The organism is Stenotrophomonas sp. SAU14A_NAIMI4_8, assembly GCF_003086695.1.
Lineage (GTDB): Bacteria > Pseudomonadota > Gammaproteobacteria > Xanthomonadales > Xanthomonadaceae > Stenotrophomonas.
In genome coordinates, this window is record NZ_CP025999.1 from 4,202,457 (window position 1) to 4,223,265 (window position 20,809).

14 protein-coding genes and 1 tRNA gene are annotated in these 20,809 nt (G+C 67.0%); 9 read left to right on the forward strand and 6 right to left on the reverse strand.

Annotated elements, in window-relative coordinates; genetic code table 11:
• Positions 1 to 62: 62 nt before the first annotated feature.
• Together C1930_RS18915 and ubiA are read right to left on the reverse strand one after the other, a co-directional pair.
• Entirely contained in the window at positions 63 to 1,487 is a 1,425-nt protein-coding gene (locus C1930_RS18915) for a TIGR00366 family protein (RefSeq protein ID WP_199912383.1), read from the reverse strand.
• Between the two features lie 401 nt (positions 1,488 to 1,888).
• Positions 1,889 to 2,782 (reverse strand): 4-hydroxybenzoate octaprenyltransferase, encoded by an 894-nt coding sequence (gene ubiA / locus C1930_RS18920; protein WP_108757445.1) that lies wholly within the window; start codon positions 2,780 to 2,782, stop codon positions 1,889 to 1,891.
• Between the two features lie 150 nt (positions 2,783 to 2,932).
• Between ubiA and C1930_RS18925 the strand changes: the two genes are divergently transcribed.
• The 3 genes from C1930_RS18925 (at position 2,933) to C1930_RS18935 (ending at position 4,262) form a co-directional block, all read left to right on the forward strand.
• Positions 2,933 to 3,009, forward strand: a tRNA-Arg gene (locus C1930_RS18925).
• 138 nt (positions 3,010 to 3,147) lie between these two features.
• Positions 3,148 to 3,852: a DUF433 domain-containing protein gene (locus tag C1930_RS18930; RefSeq protein ID WP_108757446.1), complete on the forward strand. Its 705-nt coding sequence runs from the start codon at positions 3,148 to 3,150 to the stop codon at positions 3,850 to 3,852.
• Positions 3,849 to 4,262 (forward strand): DUF5615 family PIN-like protein, encoded by a 414-nt coding sequence (locus C1930_RS18935; RefSeq protein ID WP_108772401.1) that lies wholly within the window; start codon positions 3,849 to 3,851, stop codon positions 4,260 to 4,262. The genes C1930_RS18930 and C1930_RS18935 overlap by 4 nt, the downstream gene beginning before the upstream one ends.
• A 12-nt stretch (positions 4,263 to 4,274) precedes the next feature.
• Here the strand turns inward: C1930_RS18935 and C1930_RS18940 are convergent, their stop codons facing one another.
• The 4 genes from C1930_RS18940 to C1930_RS18955 form a co-directional block, all read right to left on the reverse strand.
• Positions 4,275 to 4,982 (reverse strand): DKNYY domain-containing protein, encoded by a 708-nt coding sequence (locus C1930_RS18940; RefSeq protein ID WP_108772402.1) that lies wholly within the window; start codon positions 4,980 to 4,982, stop codon positions 4,275 to 4,277.
• 118 nt (positions 4,983 to 5,100) lie between these two features.
• On the reverse strand, positions 5,101 to 6,456 hold the full coding sequence (locus C1930_RS18945) for a Gfo/Idh/MocA family oxidoreductase (protein ID WP_108772403.1): 1,356 nt from the start codon (positions 6,454 to 6,456) through the stop codon (positions 5,101 to 5,103).
• Between the two features lie 63 nt (positions 6,457 to 6,519).
• On the reverse strand, positions 6,520 to 9,495 hold the full coding sequence (locus C1930_RS18950) for a TonB-dependent receptor (protein ID WP_108772404.1): 2,976 nt from the start codon (positions 9,493 to 9,495) through the stop codon (positions 6,520 to 6,522).
• A gap of 131 nt (positions 9,496 to 9,626) precedes the next feature.
• Positions 9,627 to 12,986: a TIM-barrel domain-containing protein gene (locus C1930_RS18955; RefSeq protein ID WP_108772405.1), complete on the reverse strand. Its 3,360-nt coding sequence runs from the start codon at positions 12,984 to 12,986 to the stop codon at positions 9,627 to 9,629.
• Between the two features lie 322 nt (positions 12,987 to 13,308).
• Here C1930_RS18955 and C1930_RS18960 point away from each other — a divergent pair, with 322 nt between their 5' ends.
• The 6 genes from C1930_RS18960 (at position 13,309) to C1930_RS18985 (ending at position 20,646) form a co-directional block, all read left to right on the forward strand.
• Entirely contained in the window at positions 13,309 to 14,463 is a 1,155-nt protein-coding gene (locus C1930_RS18960) for an SIS domain-containing protein (RefSeq protein WP_108772406.1), read from the forward strand.
• Positions 14,456 to 15,394: an ROK family protein gene (locus C1930_RS18965; protein WP_108772407.1), complete on the forward strand. Its 939-nt coding sequence runs from the start codon at positions 14,456 to 14,458 to the stop codon at positions 15,392 to 15,394. The genes C1930_RS18960 and C1930_RS18965 overlap by 8 nt, the downstream gene beginning before the upstream one ends.
• Before the next feature lie 17 nt (positions 15,395 to 15,411).
• On the forward strand, positions 15,412 to 16,746 hold the full coding sequence (locus C1930_RS18970; protein WP_108772408.1) for a D-tagatose-bisphosphate aldolase, class II, non-catalytic subunit: 1,335 nt from the start codon (positions 15,412 to 15,414) through the stop codon (positions 16,744 to 16,746).
• Between the two features lie 33 nt (positions 16,747 to 16,779).
• Entirely contained in the window at positions 16,780 to 17,556 is a 777-nt protein-coding gene (locus C1930_RS18975) for a DeoR family transcriptional regulator (RefSeq protein WP_108751658.1), read from the forward strand.
• On the forward strand, positions 17,553 to 18,680 hold the full coding sequence (nagA, locus tag C1930_RS18980) for an N-acetylglucosamine-6-phosphate deacetylase (RefSeq protein WP_108772409.1): 1,128 nt from the start codon (positions 17,553 to 17,555) through the stop codon (positions 18,678 to 18,680). The genes C1930_RS18975 and nagA overlap by 4 nt, the downstream gene beginning before the upstream one ends.
• Positions 18,681 to 18,870: 190 nt before the next feature.
• The gene (locus C1930_RS18985) at positions 18,871 to 20,646 is read left to right on the forward strand and encodes an MFS transporter (protein ID WP_108772410.1); all 1,776 of its coding nucleotides are present in this window, start codon (positions 18,871 to 18,873) and stop codon (positions 20,644 to 20,646) included.
• The last annotated feature ends 163 nt before the right edge of the window (positions 20,647 to 20,809 follow it).

Here is a 20,809-nt window from a genome sequence, read left to right on the forward strand (position 1 = left end):
ACTCTACGGGGGGTTGTTGGGGTCAGAGCCCCGCCTGCGGCAGGGATCTGACCCCGGGCTTGCTACGGCATCACTGGCGGCGCGTAGGTCAGGGTCATGCCCAGCAGCCACAGCAGGCCCAGCACCAGCGGGATGTGCACCAGCAGCTGGATGAAGGTGAAGCCCACGATATCGCGCGCCTTCAGCCCCAGCACGCCCAGCAGCGGCAGCATCCAGAACGGGTTGATCAGGTTCGGCAGCGCTTCGGCAGCGTTGTAGACCTGCACCGCCCAGCCCAGGTGTGCCTTCAGTTCGTTGGCCGCCTGCATGACATACGGCGCCTCGATGATCCACTTGCCGCCACCGGAGGGCACGAAAAAGCCCAGCACGGCCGAGTACACGCCCATCACCAGGGCGAAGGTATCGGTGCTGGCCACGTGCACGAACAGGCTGGACAGGCGATGCGCCAGCGTCTGCCCATCACCGCCGGCGGCATGGGTGAGGATCATCGCGATGCCGCCGTACAGCGGGAACTGGATGAGCACGCCGGTGGTGCTGGGCACCGCCTTGGCCACCGCGTTGAGGAAGCTGCGCGGCCGCCAGTGCAGCAGCAGGCCCAGCGAAATGAACAGGAAGTTGTAGGTGTTGAGGTTGGCGATGGCGGTGACCACCGGCTTGCTGGCGAATTCGTTGAACAGCCAGCCGAAGGCCAGCAGCGAGAGCAGCACGGTCAGCAGCGGGCTGTATTCCAGCCATTCACCGGGGCGGGTGCGCTGCTGCAGCGGTTCCGGTTCGGCCTGCGCGGCGCCGGGGAAATCTTCGGCGGTACGTGCACTGTCGGCAGCCGGTGCGGTCAGCCAGGCGATCAGCAGCGAAACCAGGATAAGCACCGCGGTCAGCGCGATCGACTGCCACAGGAAGATGGTTTCGGTGAACGGCAGCACGCCGGTGATTTCCACCAGCCCCGGCGGCATGCTGGCCGGGTTGGCCTGCAACTGCGCCGCCGACGAGCTGAGGCCCATCGCCCACACCGCGCCAAGGCCCAGGTAGGCCGACGCACCTGCGGCGCGGTAATCCATGCGCAGTTCGCTGCGGCGGGCAAGCGCACGCACCAGCAGGCCGCCAAACACCAGCGAGAAGCCCCAGCTGAGCAGCGAGGCCAGCATGCTGACCAGGCCCACGTACACCACCGCACCACGGCCGGTGCGCGGCACCCGCGCCAGGAAGTCGATGAAGCGGGCGACGACGGGGGCAGTGGCCACCGCATAGCCGCCGATGACCACGAAGGCCATCTGCATGGTGAAGGGGATCAGGCTCCAGAAGCCATCGCCGAAGGCGCTGGCGGTGGCCTGCGGGGTCGAGCCGAAGCCCAGTGCCGCCAGCGCGACAATGACTACGCCCAGCACCGCGAACACGTACGCATCGGGGAACCACTTTTCCGCCCAGGCGGCCGAACGCAGCGCTGCGCGCGCCATCCAGCCGTCCTGTACTGCTGCCGTCGAGGCCATCGCCTACCCTCCCAGGTTCGATGGCCCGATTCTGGGCGGTAGGGTGCGGGCTGTCAGCCACCTATTGGTCGTAGGTCGTAGAGTCGAGCTTGCTCGACTGCCTTGGCTTGGCCGCGAAGAGCAGTCGAGCAAGCTCGACTCTACCGGGATGCGGGGTCTGGTCGTAGAGTCGAGCTTGCTCGACTGCCCTGGGTTGGCCGCGAAGAGCAGTCGAGCAAGCTCGACTCTACGAAAGCCGGCGCAGGGCGCCATCCGCGCAACCCACACCGGTAGCGCCGGGCCATGCCCGGCGGGCGCCATCAGCGCAGCGCCAGATCCGCGGCAATACCCGCGAACAGGGCTGCGCCCACCCAGATGCGGGGTCGTAGAGTCGAGCTTGCTCGACTGCCTCGGCACGCGTGTCAGCGCAGCGCCAGATCGGCGGCGATACCCGCAAACAAGGCCGCGCCCACCCAGTTGTTGTGCAGGAAGGCCTTGAAACACGGCCCACGCTCGCGGTTGCGGCAGATCCAGAATTCATACGCCACCAGCACCGCGGCCACCGCCACGCCCGCCAGGTAGTACCCGCCCAGGCCGCCGCGCACGCCCACCAGCGCCATCGTGGCCAGGAACAGTGCATACAGCACGCCCTGGATGACCAGGTCCAGTTCACCGAACAGGATCGCGGTGGAATGCGAGCCCATTTTCAGGTCGTCCTCGCGGTCGACCATGGCGTACCAGGTGTCGTAGGCGGTGGACCACAGGATGTTGCCCGCGTACAGCAACCACGCCAGCGTGGGCACTTCGCCCTGCACGGCGGCAAACGCCATGGGGATGCCCCAGCCGAAGGACATGCCCAGGTACACCTGCGGCAGATGGGTGTAGCGCTTCAGGTAGGGGTAGCTGGCGGCCAGGAACACGCCAATGAAGCTCAGGCCGATGGTCAGGCCGTTCAGGGTCAGCACCAGCGCGAACGCCACCAGCATCAGCACCGCGAACAGCACCAGCGCCGCGCGGCCGCTGATCGCCCCGGTGGCCAGCGGACGGGCCTTGGTGCGTTCCACGTGCGGGTCGAGCCAGCGGTCGGCGTAGTCGTTGATGACACACCCGGCCGAGCGGGTCAGCCACACGCCGGCGGTGAACACGAACAGGGTCCACAGCGGCGGCAGGCCACCAGCGGCCAGCCACAACGCCCACCAGGTGGGCCACAGCAGCAGCAGCGTGCCGATCGGGCGATCAGCGCGCATCAGGGACCAGTAATGACGCCAGCGCGGCGTCGGCGCCGAATGCGGCGCGGAAAGGGGGGTATCAGCCATCGCACTAGGATACTCCTGTGCCCTGCGGCCGACTTTGCAGCCGGGGGGAGATTTGTGCGGCGAAACTGGATAGAATGCCCCTCCCGCACCGTCTTCATGGCGCTGCGATGCCCGCCCCGGCACTGGCCGACGGTGTGGCGGTTCTACAACGCGCCCGTAGCTCAGCCGGATAGAGTAGTGGCTTCCGAAGCCATTGGTCGGGGGTTCGAATCCCTCCGGGCGCGCCATCTTCGTGTCGGCTACGGCCTGCCAAGCAGCGGGCAGATTTGCCTCCCGCATGTCTCCCGTCTCAGTTCATGCGTCCGGCAGGGCGCAGAATGTAGCTCTGCACTCCTGCTCCCTTCGCATTGAGTAGACTCGCTGCCATGGGTATCGCCTTGCCAGCACAGGACAACCTTGGCGTCGGCCTCTATTCCTACGCCGATGCCGCGCGCTTCATTGGCGGCAGCTCGTCGGAGCTGCGCCGGTGGCTGAAGGGCTACCAGGGCCGGAAGCACGGTAATCCTGAGGTCCACCCTCCCCTGTGGAAGTCGCAATGGGCCGATTCAGAGATCGACGGCATTGGCTTCCGCGATCTGATCGAGCTGCGCTTCGTCCGCACGTTCGTCGCCTGTGGCGTGCCACTCAACCTGGTGCGGCGAACCATTGTCGAACTGAACGAACGGCTCGGTAAGGAGTATCCCTTCACCAGCACCAGCTTCAAGACCGACGGGCGCCGCATTTTCATGGAACTGGTGGGCGACAGCGGCGATGCCGCACTGGTGGATGTGGTGAAGCGCCAGGACGTGATGCGCAAAGTCATCGCACCGTCACTGCGTGAGGGCATTGAGCTGGGCATCGATGATCGTGCCGAACGATGGTTCCCACTGAAGGGCTCCCGCGCGGTGGTGTTTGATCCCCAGCGCAGTTTTGGTCAGCCCATCCTCTCCGAATCGGGCGTTCCCACCATCGCCATTGTCGAGGCAATGCAGGCCGAAGGTGGCGATGAGCGTCGCGTGGCACGACTGTATGACCTGCCTCTGGCTGCAGTGAAGAAAGCACTGCAGTTCGAGAATCGAGCCGCGCCTTGAAGGCGCAGATCGATGAGAATCTTCCGCCCGCGCTGGCCCGGGCCATCGACGCCATTGCAGGTGCGGACGAACATGAAGTCTTCCACGCAAGGCAGTTCGTGAAACCTGGCACGACCGACCTGGAGCTCTTCGACGCGGCCACCCAGCGTGGCATCCGCGTACACGTCACCCAGGATCATCACCATCGCAAGCCTGCAGAACGCGAGGCCATCGCACGCCTCGGTCTGACCGTGTTCGTGCTGGCCAAGGGATGGAGCACGTTCAACCACTACGAGCGCGCAGCGCGGCTTCTGGAGTGGTGGCCGAAGATGATGCAGCAGGCCGAACTCGTGCAACCCGGCGCGATGTTCCGCGTACCGCACGCCAGGGCCTCGGGGGAACGCCTGACCCAGATCAAGGTATCGCGGTAACCGACTGCAGCGTCACCCCGCGTCATCGCTGAAACCATGCTGCGCACGCAGCGCCGGGTCGGTCTCGATCATGAACATATGGAACAGGTGCTTGTGGTCCCGCGACCAGCTGCCCTGCAGTTGCCGCCACGACGCCGCATCCACGCGCGGCAGTTTCCGTTCCAGGTAGTAGATACGGCTGTCGTCGCGGGAGAACCCATCGTTCAGCAGGCGCCAGCGCGTGCGATCCACGCCGGGCAGCGGCTTTCCATCGCAGTAGACATGGGTGTCGTCCAGCGCGAACAGCGGGTCAAGCGGTGAAAGCTGCAGCCGGTCACCCCGCACGCACTGCTTCATGCGCCGGCCGCCGTACCAGCCGCCATGGTCATCGGCGCCATAGGCACCGCCCAGACTGCGGAAGGTGGTGCAATCGGCTTCTGCCAGCGCTTTCAGCGATGTTTCGTACTCGCAGTACACATGGCGGTTGTCCAGCCAGTAATCGCCGCACTGGCGGAAACTATCGCGGTCGATGGCGGGCAGCCGGGTCCAGGCGTGGTAGACGGCATGCGCGTCGCGCGCGATGAAGTAGTGGGCGGGAATGAACTCGAACGTGGCCGCATCGGCCTTGCGCAGCAGGCGACCCTGGTGGAAGACCTGGCCTTCGTGGATTCGCCAGTATTCGATGCCGTAGGGGCCTACGAATCGTTGGTCAGGAAGGTCGCTGATCTTCTGCCATGCCATGGGGATGAGGGGTCCTGGGTTTCTGCGTGCAGAGTAGCGCAGGCGCCAGCAGCAGCGCCGGGCATGGCCCGGCGCTACCTGCAGAGCAGTCGAGCAAGCTCGACTCTACAAGAGCGGGTCAGTAGTTGCCGTCGAAGGCGAAGATCGGCTTGCGCTGCTTCCAGGTGCCGGCGGTGAAGTCGGGGAATTCCAGGGTCTGGAAGCCGTTGGCGATGGACTGTTCGCTCAGCGGGGTGATCGCGCTCCAGGTCACCGCGTCGTAGATGTCGATCGGCATCGGTGCCTTGGCTTTCAGCGCTTCCACGAAGGCGTGGATGACGAACCAGTCCATGCCACCGTGACCGGCACTGGCCGCGGTATCGGCATTCTGCTTCCACAGCGGGTGTTCGTACTGGTCCTGGTACTTCTTGAACTCTTCCCACTGGTGCGGCGGGCTGCGGCCTTCGATATGGATCGAATGGTTCACATCCATCCACAGGCCCTTGGTGCCTTGCACGCGGAAACCCATCGAATACGGGCGCGGCAGCGAGGTATCGTGCTGCAGCAGGATGGTTTCGCCGTTCTCGCAGGCCAGCGTGGTGGTCACGATGTCACCCAACTTGAATTTCACCTTCGTGCTGGGATGGATGGTGCCACCACTCTTGGCCACGGTGTAGTCGTGCAGGCCGCGGGCCTTGGTCGCGAACGCGTTGATGTGGGTGAAGCGGTTGCCGCGGTTGATGCCGGTATACATGGCGCACGGGCCGATGCCGTGGCTGGGGTAGAGCTCGCCATTGCGCTGCACCGAATGTTCGGTGCGCCAGCGCGCTTCGCTCCAGCCCTTGGGGCCGAACTCCACGCCGCTGTCGTAGGGCTGGTTGGGATCGCCGGAATTGAACTTCACCCCGCGCAGGTCGTGCTGGTAGCCGGCCTGCAGGTGCACCAGTTCACCGAACAGGCCCTGCCGCACCATCTGCAGCGCGGCCATCACGTCGCGGCGGTAGCAGACGTTCTCCAGCAGCATGTACGGGGTGCCGGTGCTCAGCTGGGTCTTCAGCACATCCCAGTGGTCCTGCAGGGTGATGCCGGCCACCACTTCGCAGCCCACGGCCACGCCGGCCTGCATGGCGGCAATCGCCATCGGCGCATGGTATTCCCAAGGCGTGGCGATGATCACCCCGTCGATGCCCTTCTGTTCCAGCAGGCGCTTCCACGCGTTGCTGTCGCGGTCCTGGCCGTAGGTCTTCGGCGCGGGCTTGCCGGCCTTGGCCACCATGTCCATGGCGCGGCCCAGCATGATCGGTTCGATGTCGCACAGGGCGACGACCTCCACATCATCGCGGCGCACCAGCTCTTTCAGCAGCACCAGGCCACGCATGCCGGTGCCGATCAGGGCCAGGCGCACCTTGCGCCCGCGTGCCCAGGCGGGGGTCTGCGGCAGCAGGCTGCTGGCGGCGATGGCGGCACCGGCCGCAATGAATTCCCTACGTTGCATGGCTCTTACTCTCCTCTTGAAGGCGCGCCAGCCGCAGCCGGCGCGCCAGGTCACACGATCGGTTTACTGGAACTTGTAGCCCACGGTGACACTGTAGCCGCGGCCGAAGATGGTGGCGTAATCGCTGGAATCGCCCAGGAAGCTGTTGGGGTCGTAGAACGGCAGGCGGTCGAACAGGTTCTTGACGGTGAAGCTGAGGTTCCAGGCATCGTCCGGGCGCCAGGTCACGCTCAGGTTGGCGGTCCACCACGACGGTGCGCCGTCACACTTGCTCTTTTCCAGAGCCAGGAAGCCGGCGGTGCAGGTCTGCGCATTGTTGTCCACTTCGTCCACCCGGTCGCGTGCCCACTTGGTGCCGCCCACGTAGTTCACGAACATGCTGGTGGTCACCTGCTTGTAGGTCCAGTCGGCATTGAGCGTGGCACGCAGGCGCGGGTTGTTGTAGTAGCCCACCACATCGCCGTAGTACCAGCCGCTCTCTTCATCCATGTAGTAGCGGTTGCGGTTGGCGATGGTCGCGGCCAGGCCGATGTTCAGCCCGCCCCATTCACCCAGCGAGAAGCGGCTGCGCGCATCCACGTCGAAGCCGTCGACCAGGGTCTTGCCGCGGTTCTTGTACTGGCCCACCACGCTGGCCACGTTGCCCACGCTGTAGCCGGGCAGCACGCCGGGGCAGGCCACGCCGCTGGCCGGGTCGGCACACATCGCGGCCAGCTGGGCCACGTTGGCGCGGTCGGCGTCGGTGATCGGCGAACGCGTGGAAGCGATGATGTCGGTGTCCTTGGTGAAATCCGGCGCGACGATTTCGTTGTCGCGGTAGATGAACCAGTAGTCGGCCGACACCGACAGCCAGCTGGCCGGCTCGTAGACGAAGCCGAGGGTGGCGATCTTCGCCTTTTCCGGCTTCAGGTCCTGGTTGGGCTGGGTCATGCGGGCCACGGTGCGGCTGCAATCCACGTTCAGCAGGCCCTTGCCCAGGTCGACATCGCCGGGGCGCTGCGATTTCAGCAGCAGGTTGGCGATCGCGTTGGTTTCGTCGCAGCGCACATCGTCACGGTAGCCGCCCAGCTGGGCGAACACGCCGCCGCTGCCCGATTCGGCCAGGCTGGGTGCGCGGAAGCCGGTGGAATAGGTACCGCGCAGCATCAGCTGGTCAAACGCCTGGTACTTGAAGCCGATCTTCGGCGCCACGTTGGCCTTGAAGTTCGGGTACTTGTCCACGCGCAGCGCGGCGTCCAGTTCCAACTTGTCGGTGATCGGCGCCACCGTTTCGGCAAACAGCGCATAGGTATTGCGCGCGCCATCGAACCACGAGCCGCCCTGCTGGGTGATCAGGCCCGCAGCGGCATCCGGGTTGCCGGGAGTGTAGAAGGTTTCGCGGCTGGCGTTGAAGCCGAACGCCGCGCGCATTTCACCGGCCGGCAGCTGCGCCAGCGGGCCTTCGATCTTGCCATCCAGGGTATGCAGGCGGGTCCACGACTGGATGTCGAAGGTCGGGAAGGCTTCGCGGATGAGCGCCGCGTTGGCCTCGCTGATCTCACCGAATTTGTAGGCAGGGTGATCGGAAATGACCACCCGGCCGGTGCCCGGGTCCACCGAGTACGGGCCGAAGGCTTTCTCGAAGCCCTTCAGGTTCACGTTGATGGTCTGGTAGGTGACCGAGTGCGTACCGGCGGTGGCGAACGCGGTTTCCCAGTTCCAGTCACCCACGTTGCCACGCGCGCCGGTCAGCACGCGGTAGCTCTGGTCGGTGTTGCGCTGGCCGAAGTAGTTCGGGCCGGCGTCCTGCAGCAGGTAGTTCAGACCCACCACGCCGCCCATCAGCGCCTTCAGTTCCGGGCTGGCGTGGTTGTATTCGTTGTTCGGGCCCAGGTAGGGGTACAGGAACTGGTTCACCGTGGTGCCGGTATCGCGCGAGAACCAGCTGCTGGGATTGCCGGTGGTGGTGCCGTAGGCGCGCGGGGTGCCACCGTTGGCGCGCAGGTCGATATCGGTATACGTGGCTTCGGCGAAGATTTCGGTGTTGTCGCCGACCAGGAAGGTGCCGTTGAGGTAGGCGGTGTTGCGCTCGGACTTGGCGCCGGCGTCGATCTCGTTGTTCATCCAGGTTTCCCAGACGCAGCTGGGGCCCGCGGCCTGGCCCTGCAGCACGTTCTGGCAGCCCGGTGCAGCTTCCTGCACGCGGCGGCCAGTCACCGGATCGAAGGCGAAATAGGTACCCGGGTTGAACTGACCCGGCTTGCTGCCCACGCCCAGGCGCAGGTTGGTCAGGTAGTTGGGGTTGTTGACGTAGTACTGGTCCGGCCGCTTGTCATAGAAGTCGGCCAGCGGAATGGCATCGCGGCGGTACATGTTCACCGCGCCGTACACATTGAAGCGGTTTTCGGTCAGGTCACCGAAACCGGCGGTGATGCTGGCCTGGCGTTCGCCATAGGAATCGATGCGCGAGGAGGTGTCGTTGCTGAAGGTGATTTCCGCGCCCTGGAAATTGCGCTTGGTGATCACGTTGATGACACCGGCCACCGCGTCAGTGCCGTACACCGCCGAGGCGCCGTCGGTCAGCACTTCCATGCGTTCGATGGCGGCGGCGGGAATCGCATCGATGTTGACGAACTGGGTCTGGAAGCCTGCTGGCGCGCCGTAGTACGACAGGCGACGGCCGTTCAGCAGTACCAGCGTGCCCTGCGCGCCCAGGCCACGCAGGTTCGCCTGCGATGCGCCATCGGAACCGGTGAACAGCGAGCGCGAATCCTGCTGCGCCGGGCGTGCGGCGGGCAGGTTGTCCAGCACCTGCAGCAGGGTGCGCGCGCCCATGTTCTGGATGTCCTGCTTGCTGATCACCTGCACCGGCGAGGCGGTTTCCACGTCGGTGCGGCGGATGTTGGAGCCGGTCACTTCGATGCGGGCCAGGTCCGTGGCGGCGTCTTTGCTGTCCTGGGCGGCAGCAGGCAGGGCGATGGACAGCAGCACGCCGGCAATGGCCAGCGACAACGGGGCGAGCGAACGACAGGGCGGACGAGCATGGCGGGCGGGCAACATCGGGGTTCTCTCCTGGCAGGGGTGCGCGGCGGGTGGGCGGCGCGAAAGCGATTGGCGGGCAAAACGCTCCCGGGCCACGGCTCGGAAGCCGTAGTCGGAATGGGCGGGGGAGGAGCGGTGTTACGTGGGGGTCATGGGGCGACGATGCTGGCCGAGTCGCCCTCCTGGCCGATCAGCACGGCGTTGGCCCAGTTCGCACAGACCTGGGTGGGTTGGCTGCCCTGCGCACCCAGCGTGCGCAGGCTCAGGGTGGAAAGGCCACGGATATCCAGTTCCGGCTTGACCACGCCGGGCGCCTTCACCAGGCCGCTGTCATACAGCAGGTGGTTGTCACCCCAGACCTGGAACTGCAGGCCACCGGCGCTGCGGCAGGCATCGTCGATGCCCAGGTCGGCGCGCAGCAGCTGCCAGCCACCCTGCAGGCGCAGGTCGATACGGCTGTTGGCGGCCACGCCCAGGCCGCGGCGGAACTGCAGGCCGTTCATGCGCATGCCGGCGTCGCCACGGAAGGCGTGGTCGGCGCGCACCTGCTGGGCCAGGGCGGCCGGCACCGGCAGTTCCGAGAGAAAGCGCTGCTGGGCCGGCCGTTCTGGTGTCGGGTGTTCAAGAATGTGGAAGGTGGACAGGGCTATCGGGCCTACATCGCGCGGCTGCAGGGCATCGAAGGCGCGGGCGCTGCCCTGTGCGGCGGTGACCATCGGATCGGTGCTGCTGGCGCCGTCGCCTTCCGGGTTCTGCACGCTCAGCACGCGGAATCGCAGCAGGCGGCCGGCATGGGCGGGGAAGTCGATGCGCTGCACGCCTTCCTTCAGCTGCAGGCGGCCACGGGCGATGGGCTCACCCCACTCGCCGTTGCTGTCGCCCAGGTAGACCTCGTAGTCGCGCACCTGGCCGTGCTTCCAGTTCTTGTCGTTGCGCGGCGCGATGTCGATGCCATCGATCATCTTGCGCTCGCCGAAGCCGATCACCCACTCGTGGGCACCGGTGCGCACGGCCTGGTTGCGCACGCTGCGGAACCAGGTGCCCGGATCATCATCGAAGGCATTTTCCAGTGCATGGCCGGGCTCTTCTGCCGGACGGTTGACCACCAGCAGGCTGTCGGCCGGCAGTTCGCGGCCCAGCACCGGTGCGGCCGGGAAGGCATCGTCGGCGGGCGCCGCCGCTACGGCGAAGTCCAGCTGCAGCTGCAGCGGCTGGCGGATATCCTGCGCGACGGTGCGCACGTGCAGGGTGCCACGGCGCTCGCTGGCATCGAAGTACCAGCCTTCGGCAGCAGCGTTGAACGCAGCCGCATCGGCCAGCGCGGGCAGCGTGCGCCCAGCGGCCTGTACCGCGCGCGGCGCCTGTCGGCTGAGCACGCGCAGGCCGTAGCGGCGCTGTGCCAGCTGGCCGTTGTACTGGCCCTGCACTGCATCGATCTGCACCTGCACCGGGCCACTGCCCTGCGCCGGGGCCTGCACGCGCACCCGCTGCGTGCTCGATTCACCCTGCTGGTAGCGGCGGGTGCTGCCATCGTCTTCGTACAGCGTGTACTGCGCATCGCCCTGCGGATACAGGTCGAAGGTCACTTCATCGAGCGGCTTTTCGCCGTCGAACAGCATGGACGGGTACATCGGCAGGATCGCACCGGCACGCACGAACACCGGCAGCGTGGCCAGGTCCACCTGGCGGTCGAGCTGGCGGCCCTCGGCACCGGCCTGCACGCGGCGGCCATCCCAGTAGTCGATCCAGCCGCCGGCCGGCAGGTGGATGTCGCGGCGCCAGCCACGGCTGGCGGCCTGGCTGCGGTACACCGGCGCCACCAGCAGATCGCGGCCGAGCAGGAACTGGTACTTGTAGGTTTCATCCTGCGCGTGCGGATCGCGCGGGTGGTCCCACATCAGGCCGCGGACCGGCGGCGCGCCGGTCTGCGCAGCCTCGTGCACCAGCCCGTACATGTACGGGGTCAGCCGCATTTTCAACTTCAGGTAGTCGCGGTTGATGCTGCGGTACGGTTCGTCGTACCACCACGGGTGCTTGCGCGCGTTCGACGACCAGCCGCTCATGCCCATCAACACCGGGGTGAATGCTTTCCACTGCAGGTCGCGGGTGAAGGTTTCGGCGCTGCCGCCGAAGATCGCATCCACATCGCCGCTGGCGTAGGCCATGCCAGACAGGCCCGACCCCACCAGCGTCGGCACGTGCCAGCGGATGTAGTCCCAACTGCTGCTCTGGTCGCCGGTCCAGGCCACCGCGTAGCGCTGGATGCCAGCCCAACCCATCACCGTCCACAGGAACGGGCGCGAATCGGAATTGTCGAGGATGCCGTTGAAGGCCTGGCGGTTGGCGTCCATCGCGAACTGGTAGCCCTTGCCTGTCCAGGCCACGTCCAGCTTCTGCACGCGGCTGCCGGCCTTGCCCACTTCCCAGGCGATCTTGTCCACGCCGTTCTCGGTCCACAGACCGGTGCGGAAACCGTAGCCGGCAAGCCCTTTCACCGTTTCCGGCAACTGCTTGTAGCCGCAGCCGTAGCCATCGTTGGGCAGGATCCAGCCGCCGGGCATGTCATGGTCGCGGTACTGCTTCGCTACGCTGTCGATCACATCCGGCGTGGTGCCGGTCGGGCCGTCGCTCCAGCCTTCGGGCACGGTGCCGCGCTTCTTGCTGTTGTCGCCATCGTTGTAGCAATCGGCATCGCCGTAGGACAGCGCCCAGCGCGCCACCAGGTTCGGGCGGCCGGTCAGCTGGGTGTAGCGCTCGATCAGCCTGGGCAGGTCGGCGCCGACGAAGTAGTAGGCATCGAAACGGTCTTCGCGATGCAGCAGGGTGGCCTGGTCGGCCTGGCGCAGGTCGTAGCTGCCATCGCTCCAGGTGTTGCGCAGCATGCCCCAGCCGCGGCTGCTGAGCAGCATCGGCGCCGGGCTGGGGCGGTCACCCTCTTCCCAGCCACCGGAATAGGACACTTCCAGCTCGCGGCCCTTGAACTGGTAGCGGCCGTTCTGCTGGCCGCCTCCGTAATAGCCTTCATCGGCCTGCGAAGACAGCACCTGCACGCTCTGCGTGGCATCCAGGTCCAGCGGCTGCAGTTCCTGCCACAGCGCGGTGGACTGGCCGTTGTCCAGCCGTTCCAGGCGCAGGCGCAGCGGCTGGCGCTGCACATGCAGTACCAGTGCATCGGTACGCACGCGGATTTCCTGCGCGTCTTCTTCCAACTGCGCCTGCACGTTCGCCTTGGGCTGCGGCAGCACGATCGGCGCGGCCTTGTCGCCGGCGCCGGTGAGCGTACCGTTGCGGCCGGCCTGCACGCGGACGATGTCGGCGGCCGGCAGTTCGATGCGCAGGCGGGTGCCGTTGTCGGTCTGCAGGTCCCAGCCGCGCAGGCCTTCGCGACTGTCGCTGGCGGTGATCGAACGCAGGTTGCCCACGGGTTCGGCGCGGGCCGATGTCGCTGCCAGCATCAATGCCGGCAGCAGCGCCAGCAGCAGCGGCGAGCGACGAACGCAGTTCTCCACACAGACTCCCAACCCGTTCACCGGGCGTTTCGAAAGCGGTTGGGCCGACTCTAGGGCAGCGATTCGAAAGATGTCAATAAATTGAAAGCAAAAAGGAAGATTTATTTCCATGAAACGAAAGATGATGCGCCGCAATACTTTGTGTAAGCGCTTGCAGGCGCCTATTAAGCGTTGTGCGACACGGCATTCCGCCGTTTCTTTCGTCTGCATGCCACGTGCTGGCAGGGCAAACCCGCCATGCCATTTTCTTTTCTTTTGCTTTCGATATTTGACATTTCGAAAGAAAACGCAGATGGTGCGCTGGCCCAACTGGAACCTCTGAATGGACGTCACCCTGCTTTCCGATGTGTCCGCCTGGCAGCGCCTTGGCGGAGCCGACACCGCTGCCGAGATCGCCCAGCAGCCGGCGCTGTGGGAATCCCTGGCGCAGGATCTGTCGCGTGCCCGCGACCGCCTGCAGGCCTTCCTTGGCGACAGCCTCAACGATCCGAACCAGCGTGTGCTGTTCACCGGCGCCGGCAGCTCCGGCTTCATTGCCGAAATGGTGGCCGATGCGATCAACGCGCAGTGGCCGGCCGAGGTGCGCGTGGTGCACACCACCAGCCTGTTGACCCACCCGGCGCTGTACCTGCAGCGCGATCGCCCCACCCTGCTGGTGTCGTTCGGGCGCAGCGGTTCCAGCCCGGAAAGCGTGGCCGCGGTGGACCGCGTGCGCAGCGACGTGGCGCAGGCACGCTTCCTGGACATCACCTGCAATGCCGATGGCGAACTGGCCCGGCGTGGCGCCGGTCGTGCCGATACCTGCACCCTGCTGATGCCCTCGGCCAGCTGCGACCGCGCGTTTGCGATGACCAGCAGCCTGACCTGCATGCTGCTGGCCGCGCTGACCGTGTTTGATCGCGCGCCGTGGGATGCCCGCATCGCGCGCCTGAAGCAGATTGCCGCGCTGGGCCGCGAAGGCCTGGCCGCCTGGGATGCGCCGGTGGCGGCACTGGCGCAGCGCCCCTTCAACCGGGTGATCTACCTGGCCAGCGGCCCGCTGGAAGCACTGGCCCGCGAAAGCGCGCTGAAGGTGCTGGAGCTGACCGCCGGCCGCGTGCTGGCGCTGGCCAACACGCCGCTGGGTTTCCGCCATGGCCCGAAGTCGACGCTGGATGCACAGACCCTGGTGGTGGTGCTGCGCAGTGGCCAGGCGCTGGCCCGCCGCTACGAACAGGATCTGCTGGAAGAGCTGCGCCGCGACGGCGTGGCCGGGCAGGTGCTGGCCATCGGCCCGCATGCCGATATCGGTGCCGATGATGACTACACCCTCAGCGTGCCGGCCCTGGATGATCCGTGGCTGGCCCCGGTGTGGCTGGGTTTTGCCCAGCTGTACGCACTGCAGCGCTCGGCCGCGCTGGGCCTGACCCCGGACAACCCGTTCCCCGACGGCACCGTCAACCGCGTCGTGCAGGGCGTCACCATCCACCATGGCTGAGCTGATCGCCCACGCCTGCTACGGCATCGATATCGGCGGCACCAAGATTGAACTGGTGGCCTGCGATACGACGATGCAGGTCAGCTGGCGCCGCCGCGTGGCCACCCCGCAGGGCGACTACGCCGGTTTCCTGCAAGCGGTGGCGGCCCTGGTGGCCGAGGCCGATGCCGCGCTCGGCAGCCCCGCCGCGGCCATCGGCATTGCCCTGCCCGGCGTGCGCGACCGTCGCAGTGGCCGGCAACTGAGTGCGAACGTGCCGGCGCTGACCGGGCAGACCGTAGCCGCCGATCTGCAGGCGCGCCTGCAGCGCCCGCTGCACTTCGGCAACGACCTGCAGTGTTTCGCACTTTCGGAAGCACACGGCGGCGCCGCTGAAGGCTACCCCAGCATGTTCGGCGCGATTCTCGGCACCGGCGCCGGCGGCGGCTTCTGCCTGCACGGTCGCCTGCTGTCCGGCTTCAACGGCCTGGCGGGCGAATGGGGCCACTGGAGCGTGCCGGGCCACCTGCTGCAGCGCCACGGCCTGCCGCTGATCGCCTGCGCCTGTGGCCTGCAGGGCTGCGTGGAGCGCTACGTGTCCGGCAGCGGCCTGGCCATGATCGAACGCCATCTGGGCGGCAGCGCTGCCGATGCCAGCGCCGTGATCGCCAACGCCGAAGCAGGCGATGCGCGTGCACGGCAGGCGCTGGATATCCACCGCGACCTGCTGGGCCACAGCCTGGCCGCCCTGGTGCTGGCGCTGGACCCGCACGTGATCGTGCTCGGCGGTGGCCTGTCGCAGTACGCGCCGCTGTACCAGCAGCTGCCCGCCGCCGTCGTCGCGCATCTGTTCAACGGCGTGCAGGTGCCGCCCATCGTGCCGCCACGCTTCGGCGATGCCGGTGGCGCACGCGGCGCCGCCCTGCTGGCCTGCCATCCCTCGCTTTCCTGATCGACCGGAGCCTGACCATGTCCCCGCTGCAGACCCTGCTTGCTTCCCACCGTGCCGGTGCCAACGTTGGCCTGTACAGCGTCTGCTGCAGCAACGAACAGGTGCTGCGCGCGGCCATGCACGTGGCCCTGGCGCATGGCACGGTGCTGCTGATCGAAGCCACCTCCAACCAGGTGGACCAGTTTGGCGGCTACACCGGCATGACGCCGCCGCAGTACCGCGACTACGTGGGCACGCTGGCCGATGAAGAAGGCTTCCCGCGCGAGCGCTTGATCCTGGGCGGTGACCATCTGGGTCCCAATGCCTGGCAGAAGCGTCCCGCTGCCGAAGCGATGACCCATGCACGCGTGCTGATTGAAGCCTACGTGGCCGCCGGTTTCCACAAGATCCACCTGGACTGCAGCATGTCCTGCGCCGACGACCCGGTGCCGCTGCCCGACGCCATCGTGGCCGCGCGTTCGGCCGAGCTGGCCGAGATTGCCGAACGCACCGCCGCCGAGCACGGCCTGCCGCCACCGGTCTACGTGATCGGTACCGAAGTGCCGATTCCCGGCGGCGAAGCCTCGCTGGCCGAAGGCCTGCAGGTGACCACGCCGGCGGCCGCCGCGCAGACCCTGGCCATCCACCAGCATGCCTTCGATACGCCACAGCTGCGCGATGCCTGGCAGCGGGTGATCGCCATGGTGGTGCAGCCGGGCGTGGACTTCGACCACAGCAGCGTGCACGAATACGATCCGGCCGCGGCCAGCGCACTGGCCGACTTCCTGGAACAGCAGCCGCGCATCGTCTTCGAAGCACATTCCACCGATTACCAGCGCGAAAGCGGCCTGCACGCACTGGTGCGCGATCACTTCGCCATTCTCAAGGTGGGCCCGGCGGCGACCTTCGCCTATCGCGAAGCGCTGTTCGCACTGGCCGCGATCGAGGCCGAGCTGCTGCCGGCCGCACAGTGTTCGCGCCTGCCGCAGGTGCTGGACGCGGTGATGGTGGCGCAGCCGAAGTACTGGCAGTCGTACTACCAGGGTGACGAGGCCGCGCTGCGCCTGCTGCGCGCGTTCTCCTTCAGCGACCGCTGCCGCTACTACTGGGGCGAACCGGCGCTGGTGCAGGCCGTGCAGACCCTGTTCGCCAACCTGGAACAGCATGCACCGCCGCTGGTGCTGCTCAGCCAGTACCTGCCCGAGCAGTACCGCGCGGTGCGCGACGGCACGCTGGCCAACACGCCGGCCGCGCTGGCGCAGCATCGGGTGGGCCAGTGCCTGGGCGAGTACGCACGGGCGTGCAGCGCCAACCAGGCCGGGGCCCGCAAGCAGAACGCAAGTTCTGCTGCCAGCGTTCTTGCGAACAGCTAATCTCTACCTTTCACACGAAACCGAGAGATGGCCATGCGCAACACCCGCTCCCGTCGCCAACAGATCCTGCAGCGCCTGATTGAACACGGCACCGTGCAGGTGGCCGACCTGGTGGAGCGCTATGGCGTTTCGGCGGTGACCATCCGCGCCGACCTGACCCACTTCGAGGCGCAGGGCCTGGCCAACCGCACCCACGGCGGTGCCACCCTGGTACGCACGCCGCCGCAGGAACAGGACATCCATGAAAAGGATGCGCTGAACCTGCCGCTGAAGGAATCGATCGGCGCGCGCGCCGCGCGGCTGGTGCAGGGCGGTGACAACATCATCATCGACTCCGGCTCCACCACCATGACCCTGGCCCGCCACCTGCGCGGCCACCGCGATGTAACGGTGATGACCAACGGCCTGAACATCGCCTGGGAACTGGCCAACGCGCCGGGCATCAACGTGCTGCTGACCGGCGGCCTGCTGCGCCAGCAGTCGCTGTCGCTGCAGGGCAGCCAGGCCGAGGCCAGCCTCAACTCCTACAGCTTCGACACCCTGTTCCTGGGCGTGGATGGCTTGGACCTGCAGTTCGGCCTGACCACCCACGACGAGGCCGAAGCGCGCCTCAACCACCGCATGGTGGAACGCGCGCGGCGCATCGTGGTGCTCACCGATGCGTCCAAGTTCGGTCGCGTCAGCCTGCACCGCATCGCCCGCCTGGACCAGATCCACGCCGTCATCACCGACCCCGGCATCGACGAGGCCACCCGCGAGGGGCTGCAGCGGCTGGGCATCGAAGTGATCATCGCCGAGACACCGCCATGAACCCGACACGCTCCCTGTACGGCCGCATCCTGACCCCGCTGGGCTGGCGACGCGGCCACGTCCACTTCGATTCACACGTGCGCCAGCTGCAGGTGGATGACCACAGCGGTGCGGATGATCTGCAGCTGCCGGTGATCCTGCCCGGCTTCATCGACCTGCACGTACACGGTGCGGCGGGCGTGGATCTGATGCAGGGCGGCGAAGTGGCGCGCACCATCGCCCGCACCCATACCCGGTTCGGCACCACCACCCTGCTGGCCACCACCATGACCGCCGGGCTGGACGAGATCGAACACGCCCTGCGTGGCGTCGCCGCGGCCCAGGCCGCGCCGCAGGCCGATGCCGCGCGCATTGCCGGCGTGCATCTTGAAGGGCCCTTCATCAGCCCGCAGCGCTTGGGCGCGCAACCCAACCGCACCATCGAGGCCACCCTGGCGCTGGTGCAGCAGCTGCATGCGCTCGCGCCGATCCGGGTGATGACGCTGGCACCGGAAATCGGCGAGCACACCGCGCTGATTCCCGCGCTGGCGGAGATGGGCATCCGTGTGCAGCTCGGTCACAGTGCCGGCAGCTACGAAGAAGGCGTGGCCGCACTGCAGGCCGGCGCCTCGGGCTTCACCCATCTGTTCAATGGCATGACCGGCGTGGACCACTACCGCCCCGGCATTGCCGCCGCCGCACTGGCGCATGCGCAGTACGCGGAAATCATTCCTGATCTGCAGCACATCCACCCCGGCGTGATCCGCCTGGCCGCGCGCGCGATTCCGCGCCTGTACGCGGTGACCGATGCGACCGCTGCCACCGGCATGCCCGATGGCGAATACGCGCTGGGCGAACAGCGCGTGCACAAATGCGGCGGCTGCGTGCGCCTGGCCAGCGGTTCGCTGGCCGGCAGCGCACTGACCATGGACCAGGCACTGCGCAACCTGGTGCAGGTAGGCCTGGACCTGGCCGACGCCGCACAGCGCGTATCCACCTTCCCGGCCGATTACCTGGGCCTGCAGGATCGCGGCCGCATTGCGCCCGACACCCTGGCCGACCTGGTGGTGCTCGACGCCAGCCTGCGCCTGCAGCAGGTGGTGGTGGGTGGGCACGTGGTTGACCTCAACGCTGCACCAGCCTGACGCACCACGTTCGTAACACCCGAAAACGCCTGACGTACCGCCTCTCGTAGAGTCGAGCTTGCTCGACTGCTCTCCGCCTCTCGTAGAGTCGAGCGTGCTCGACTGCTCTGCCCCGCCGTGCGCGCTCAGTCGAGCAAGCTCGACGCTACGAAAGCAACCCGCACCGAATTGCCGCACAGGAAACCTGTCGATGACTGCACGTACCGCTCCGCGCTGGCCCGTTCGCTATCTGCTGTTCATTGGCGGCCTGGGGGGCCTGCTGTACGGCATCGACATCGGCATCATTGCCGGCGCCCTGCCCTACCTGGAAGCCACCGCCAGCCAGGCCTGGCACCTGAGCAGCCAGCAGCTCGGCTTCGTGGTGGCGGCGGTGCTGCTGGGCAGCGTGCTCTCTTCGCTGTTCGCCGGACTGGTGGCCGACCTGATCGGCCGCCGTGGCGCCATGCTGCTGGCCGGTGTGCTGTTCACCGCCTCGATTCCGATCATGGCACTCGCTTCGGGCTATACGCCGCTGCTGCTAGGGCGCCTGTTGCAGGGCATCAGCGGCGGCCTGATCGGCGTGGTGGTGCCGCTGTACCTGGCCGAGGTACTCAGCCCGGAACGGCGCGGCCGTGGCGCGGCCATGTTCCAGTTGCTGCTGACCATTGGCCTGGTGCTGGCCGCGTTGATCGGTCTGTACCAGGCCCATGCGGTGGATGCGGCCACCGAAGCGGCGCGGCGCCTGCCCGACGCACAGCAGGCGCAGGCACTGTTCGCGGCCAAGGACCATGCCTGGCGCACCATTTTCTGGAGCTGCCTGACCCCGGGCATCGTGTTCTGCGTGGGTCTGTTCTGGCTGTCTGAGTCACCGCGCTGGCTGGTCCAGCGTGGGCGCGTGGACGACGCGCGGCGCAGCCTGCAGCGCGTGCTGGCGCCCGACCAGGTGGAGGCCACGCTGGCGCAGATCCAGGCACCGGATACCCGCAGTGCCGACGGCAAGCGCGAGCCGTTGCTCAGCCGCCGCTACGTGAAGCCCTTCCTGCTGGCCTGCGTGGTGCTGGCCTGCACCCAGGCCACCGGCATCAATTCGGTGCTGGCCTATGCGGTGAATATCCTCAACCAAGCGGGCCTGTCGGGCTCGGTGGCCAATGGTGCCGACGTGGCCATCAAGCTGCTCAACGCACTGATGACCGTGGCTGCGCTGCTGCTGGTCGATCGTAAGGGCCGCAAGTTCCTGCTGATGCTGGGCAGTGGTGGCATCTGCGTGGCCCTGCTGGCGGCCGCCACGCTGTTCTTCCAGGCCGAGCGCGGCCGTGCCGATGTGCAGCCGCAGTTGCACGCAGCGGTGCAAGGCGATGACCTGCGCCTGGTACTGGATGACGCGCAGTGGCAGCAATTGGGCGCGGGCATCGACCGCAAAGGGCGGCCGCTGCAACTGACCGTGTCCTACGCCTACGGCGATTTCACCAATGTGCGCGCGTTGCGCAGCGACAACCCAGGTGACCGCGAACTGCGCATCGAGCGTGCCGGCACCGTGCAGCCGGACAGCGTGATCGGTACGTTCTTCCGCCGCCTGCACCTGAATCCCTTCGCCGACCCGGCCAGCGCCGCGCAGGCGCCGCTGCGCATCGAACAGGCACGCATCGGCCCGGTGCCGCCGCCGGCCCATGGCTGGGCCGTGGCCGCCTGCATCCTGGTGTTCGTCGCCTTCTTCGCCGTCGGCCCCGGTGTGTGCGTATGGCTGGCACTATCCGAGCTGATGCCCAACCGAATCCGCTCCAACGGCATGAGCATCGCGCTGCTGATCAACCAGTTCGTTTCGACCACGATTGCGGCATTGTTCCTGCCCACGGTGGGCCACTACGGCTACGCCAGCATGTTCCTGTTCTGGGCCGGCTGCACGTTCGTGTTCTTTCTGGTGGCCGCATTGTGGCTGCCGGAAACCAAGGGAAAATCGCTGGAAGAGATCGAAGCGCACTTCCGGTAAGCGGTTGGACCCTTTGCCTGGTAGCGGTCGACCTTGGTCGACCGTCGCGCGCAGCGCGGGCTTGCCGCGAACAGCAGTCGAGCGAGCTCGACTCTACCGGGCCCCGCTTTGTCTGGTAGCGGTCGACCTTGGTCGACCATTCAACAGCAGTCGAGCAAGCTCG

Excerpts from the sequence above, each read along its gene's own strand:
- C1930_RS18915 (WP_199912383.1), bottom strand. The coding sequence starts at position 1,487 with ATGGCCTCGACGGCAGCAGTACAGGACGGCTGGATGGCGCGCGCAGCG.
- C1930_RS18975 (WP_108751658.1), top strand. The coding sequence starts at position 16,780 with ATGCGCAACACCCGCTCCCGTCGCCAACAGATCCTGCAGCGCCTGATT.
- nagA (WP_108772409.1), top strand. The coding sequence starts at position 17,553 with ATGAACCCGACACGCTCCCTGTACGGCCGCATCCTGACCCCGCTGGGC.
- ubiA (WP_108757445.1), bottom strand. The coding sequence starts at position 2,782 with ATGGCTGATACCCCCCTTTCCGCGCCGCATTCGGCGCCGACGCCGCGC.
- C1930_RS18965 (WP_108772407.1), top strand. The coding sequence starts at position 14,456 with ATGGCTGAGCTGATCGCCCACGCCTGCTACGGCATCGATATCGGCGGC.
- C1930_RS18970 (WP_108772408.1), top strand. The coding sequence starts at position 15,412 with ATGTCCCCGCTGCAGACCCTGCTTGCTTCCCACCGTGCCGGTGCCAAC.
- C1930_RS18950 (WP_108772404.1), bottom strand. The coding sequence starts at position 9,495 with ATGTTGCCCGCCCGCCATGCTCGTCCGCCCTGTCGTTCGCTCGCCCCG.
- C1930_RS18985 (WP_108772410.1), top strand. The coding sequence starts at position 18,871 with ATGACTGCACGTACCGCTCCGCGCTGGCCCGTTCGCTATCTGCTGTTC.
- C1930_RS18945 (WP_108772403.1), bottom strand. The coding sequence starts at position 6,456 with ATGCAACGTAGGGAATTCATTGCGGCCGGTGCCGCCATCGCCGCCAGC.
- C1930_RS18940 (WP_108772402.1), bottom strand. The coding sequence starts at position 4,982 with ATGGCATGGCAGAAGATCAGCGACCTTCCTGACCAACGATTCGTAGGC.
- C1930_RS18960 (WP_108772406.1), top strand. The coding sequence starts at position 13,309 with ATGGACGTCACCCTGCTTTCCGATGTGTCCGCCTGGCAGCGCCTTGGC.
- C1930_RS18930 (WP_108757446.1), top strand. The coding sequence starts at position 3,148 with ATGGGTATCGCCTTGCCAGCACAGGACAACCTTGGCGTCGGCCTCTAT.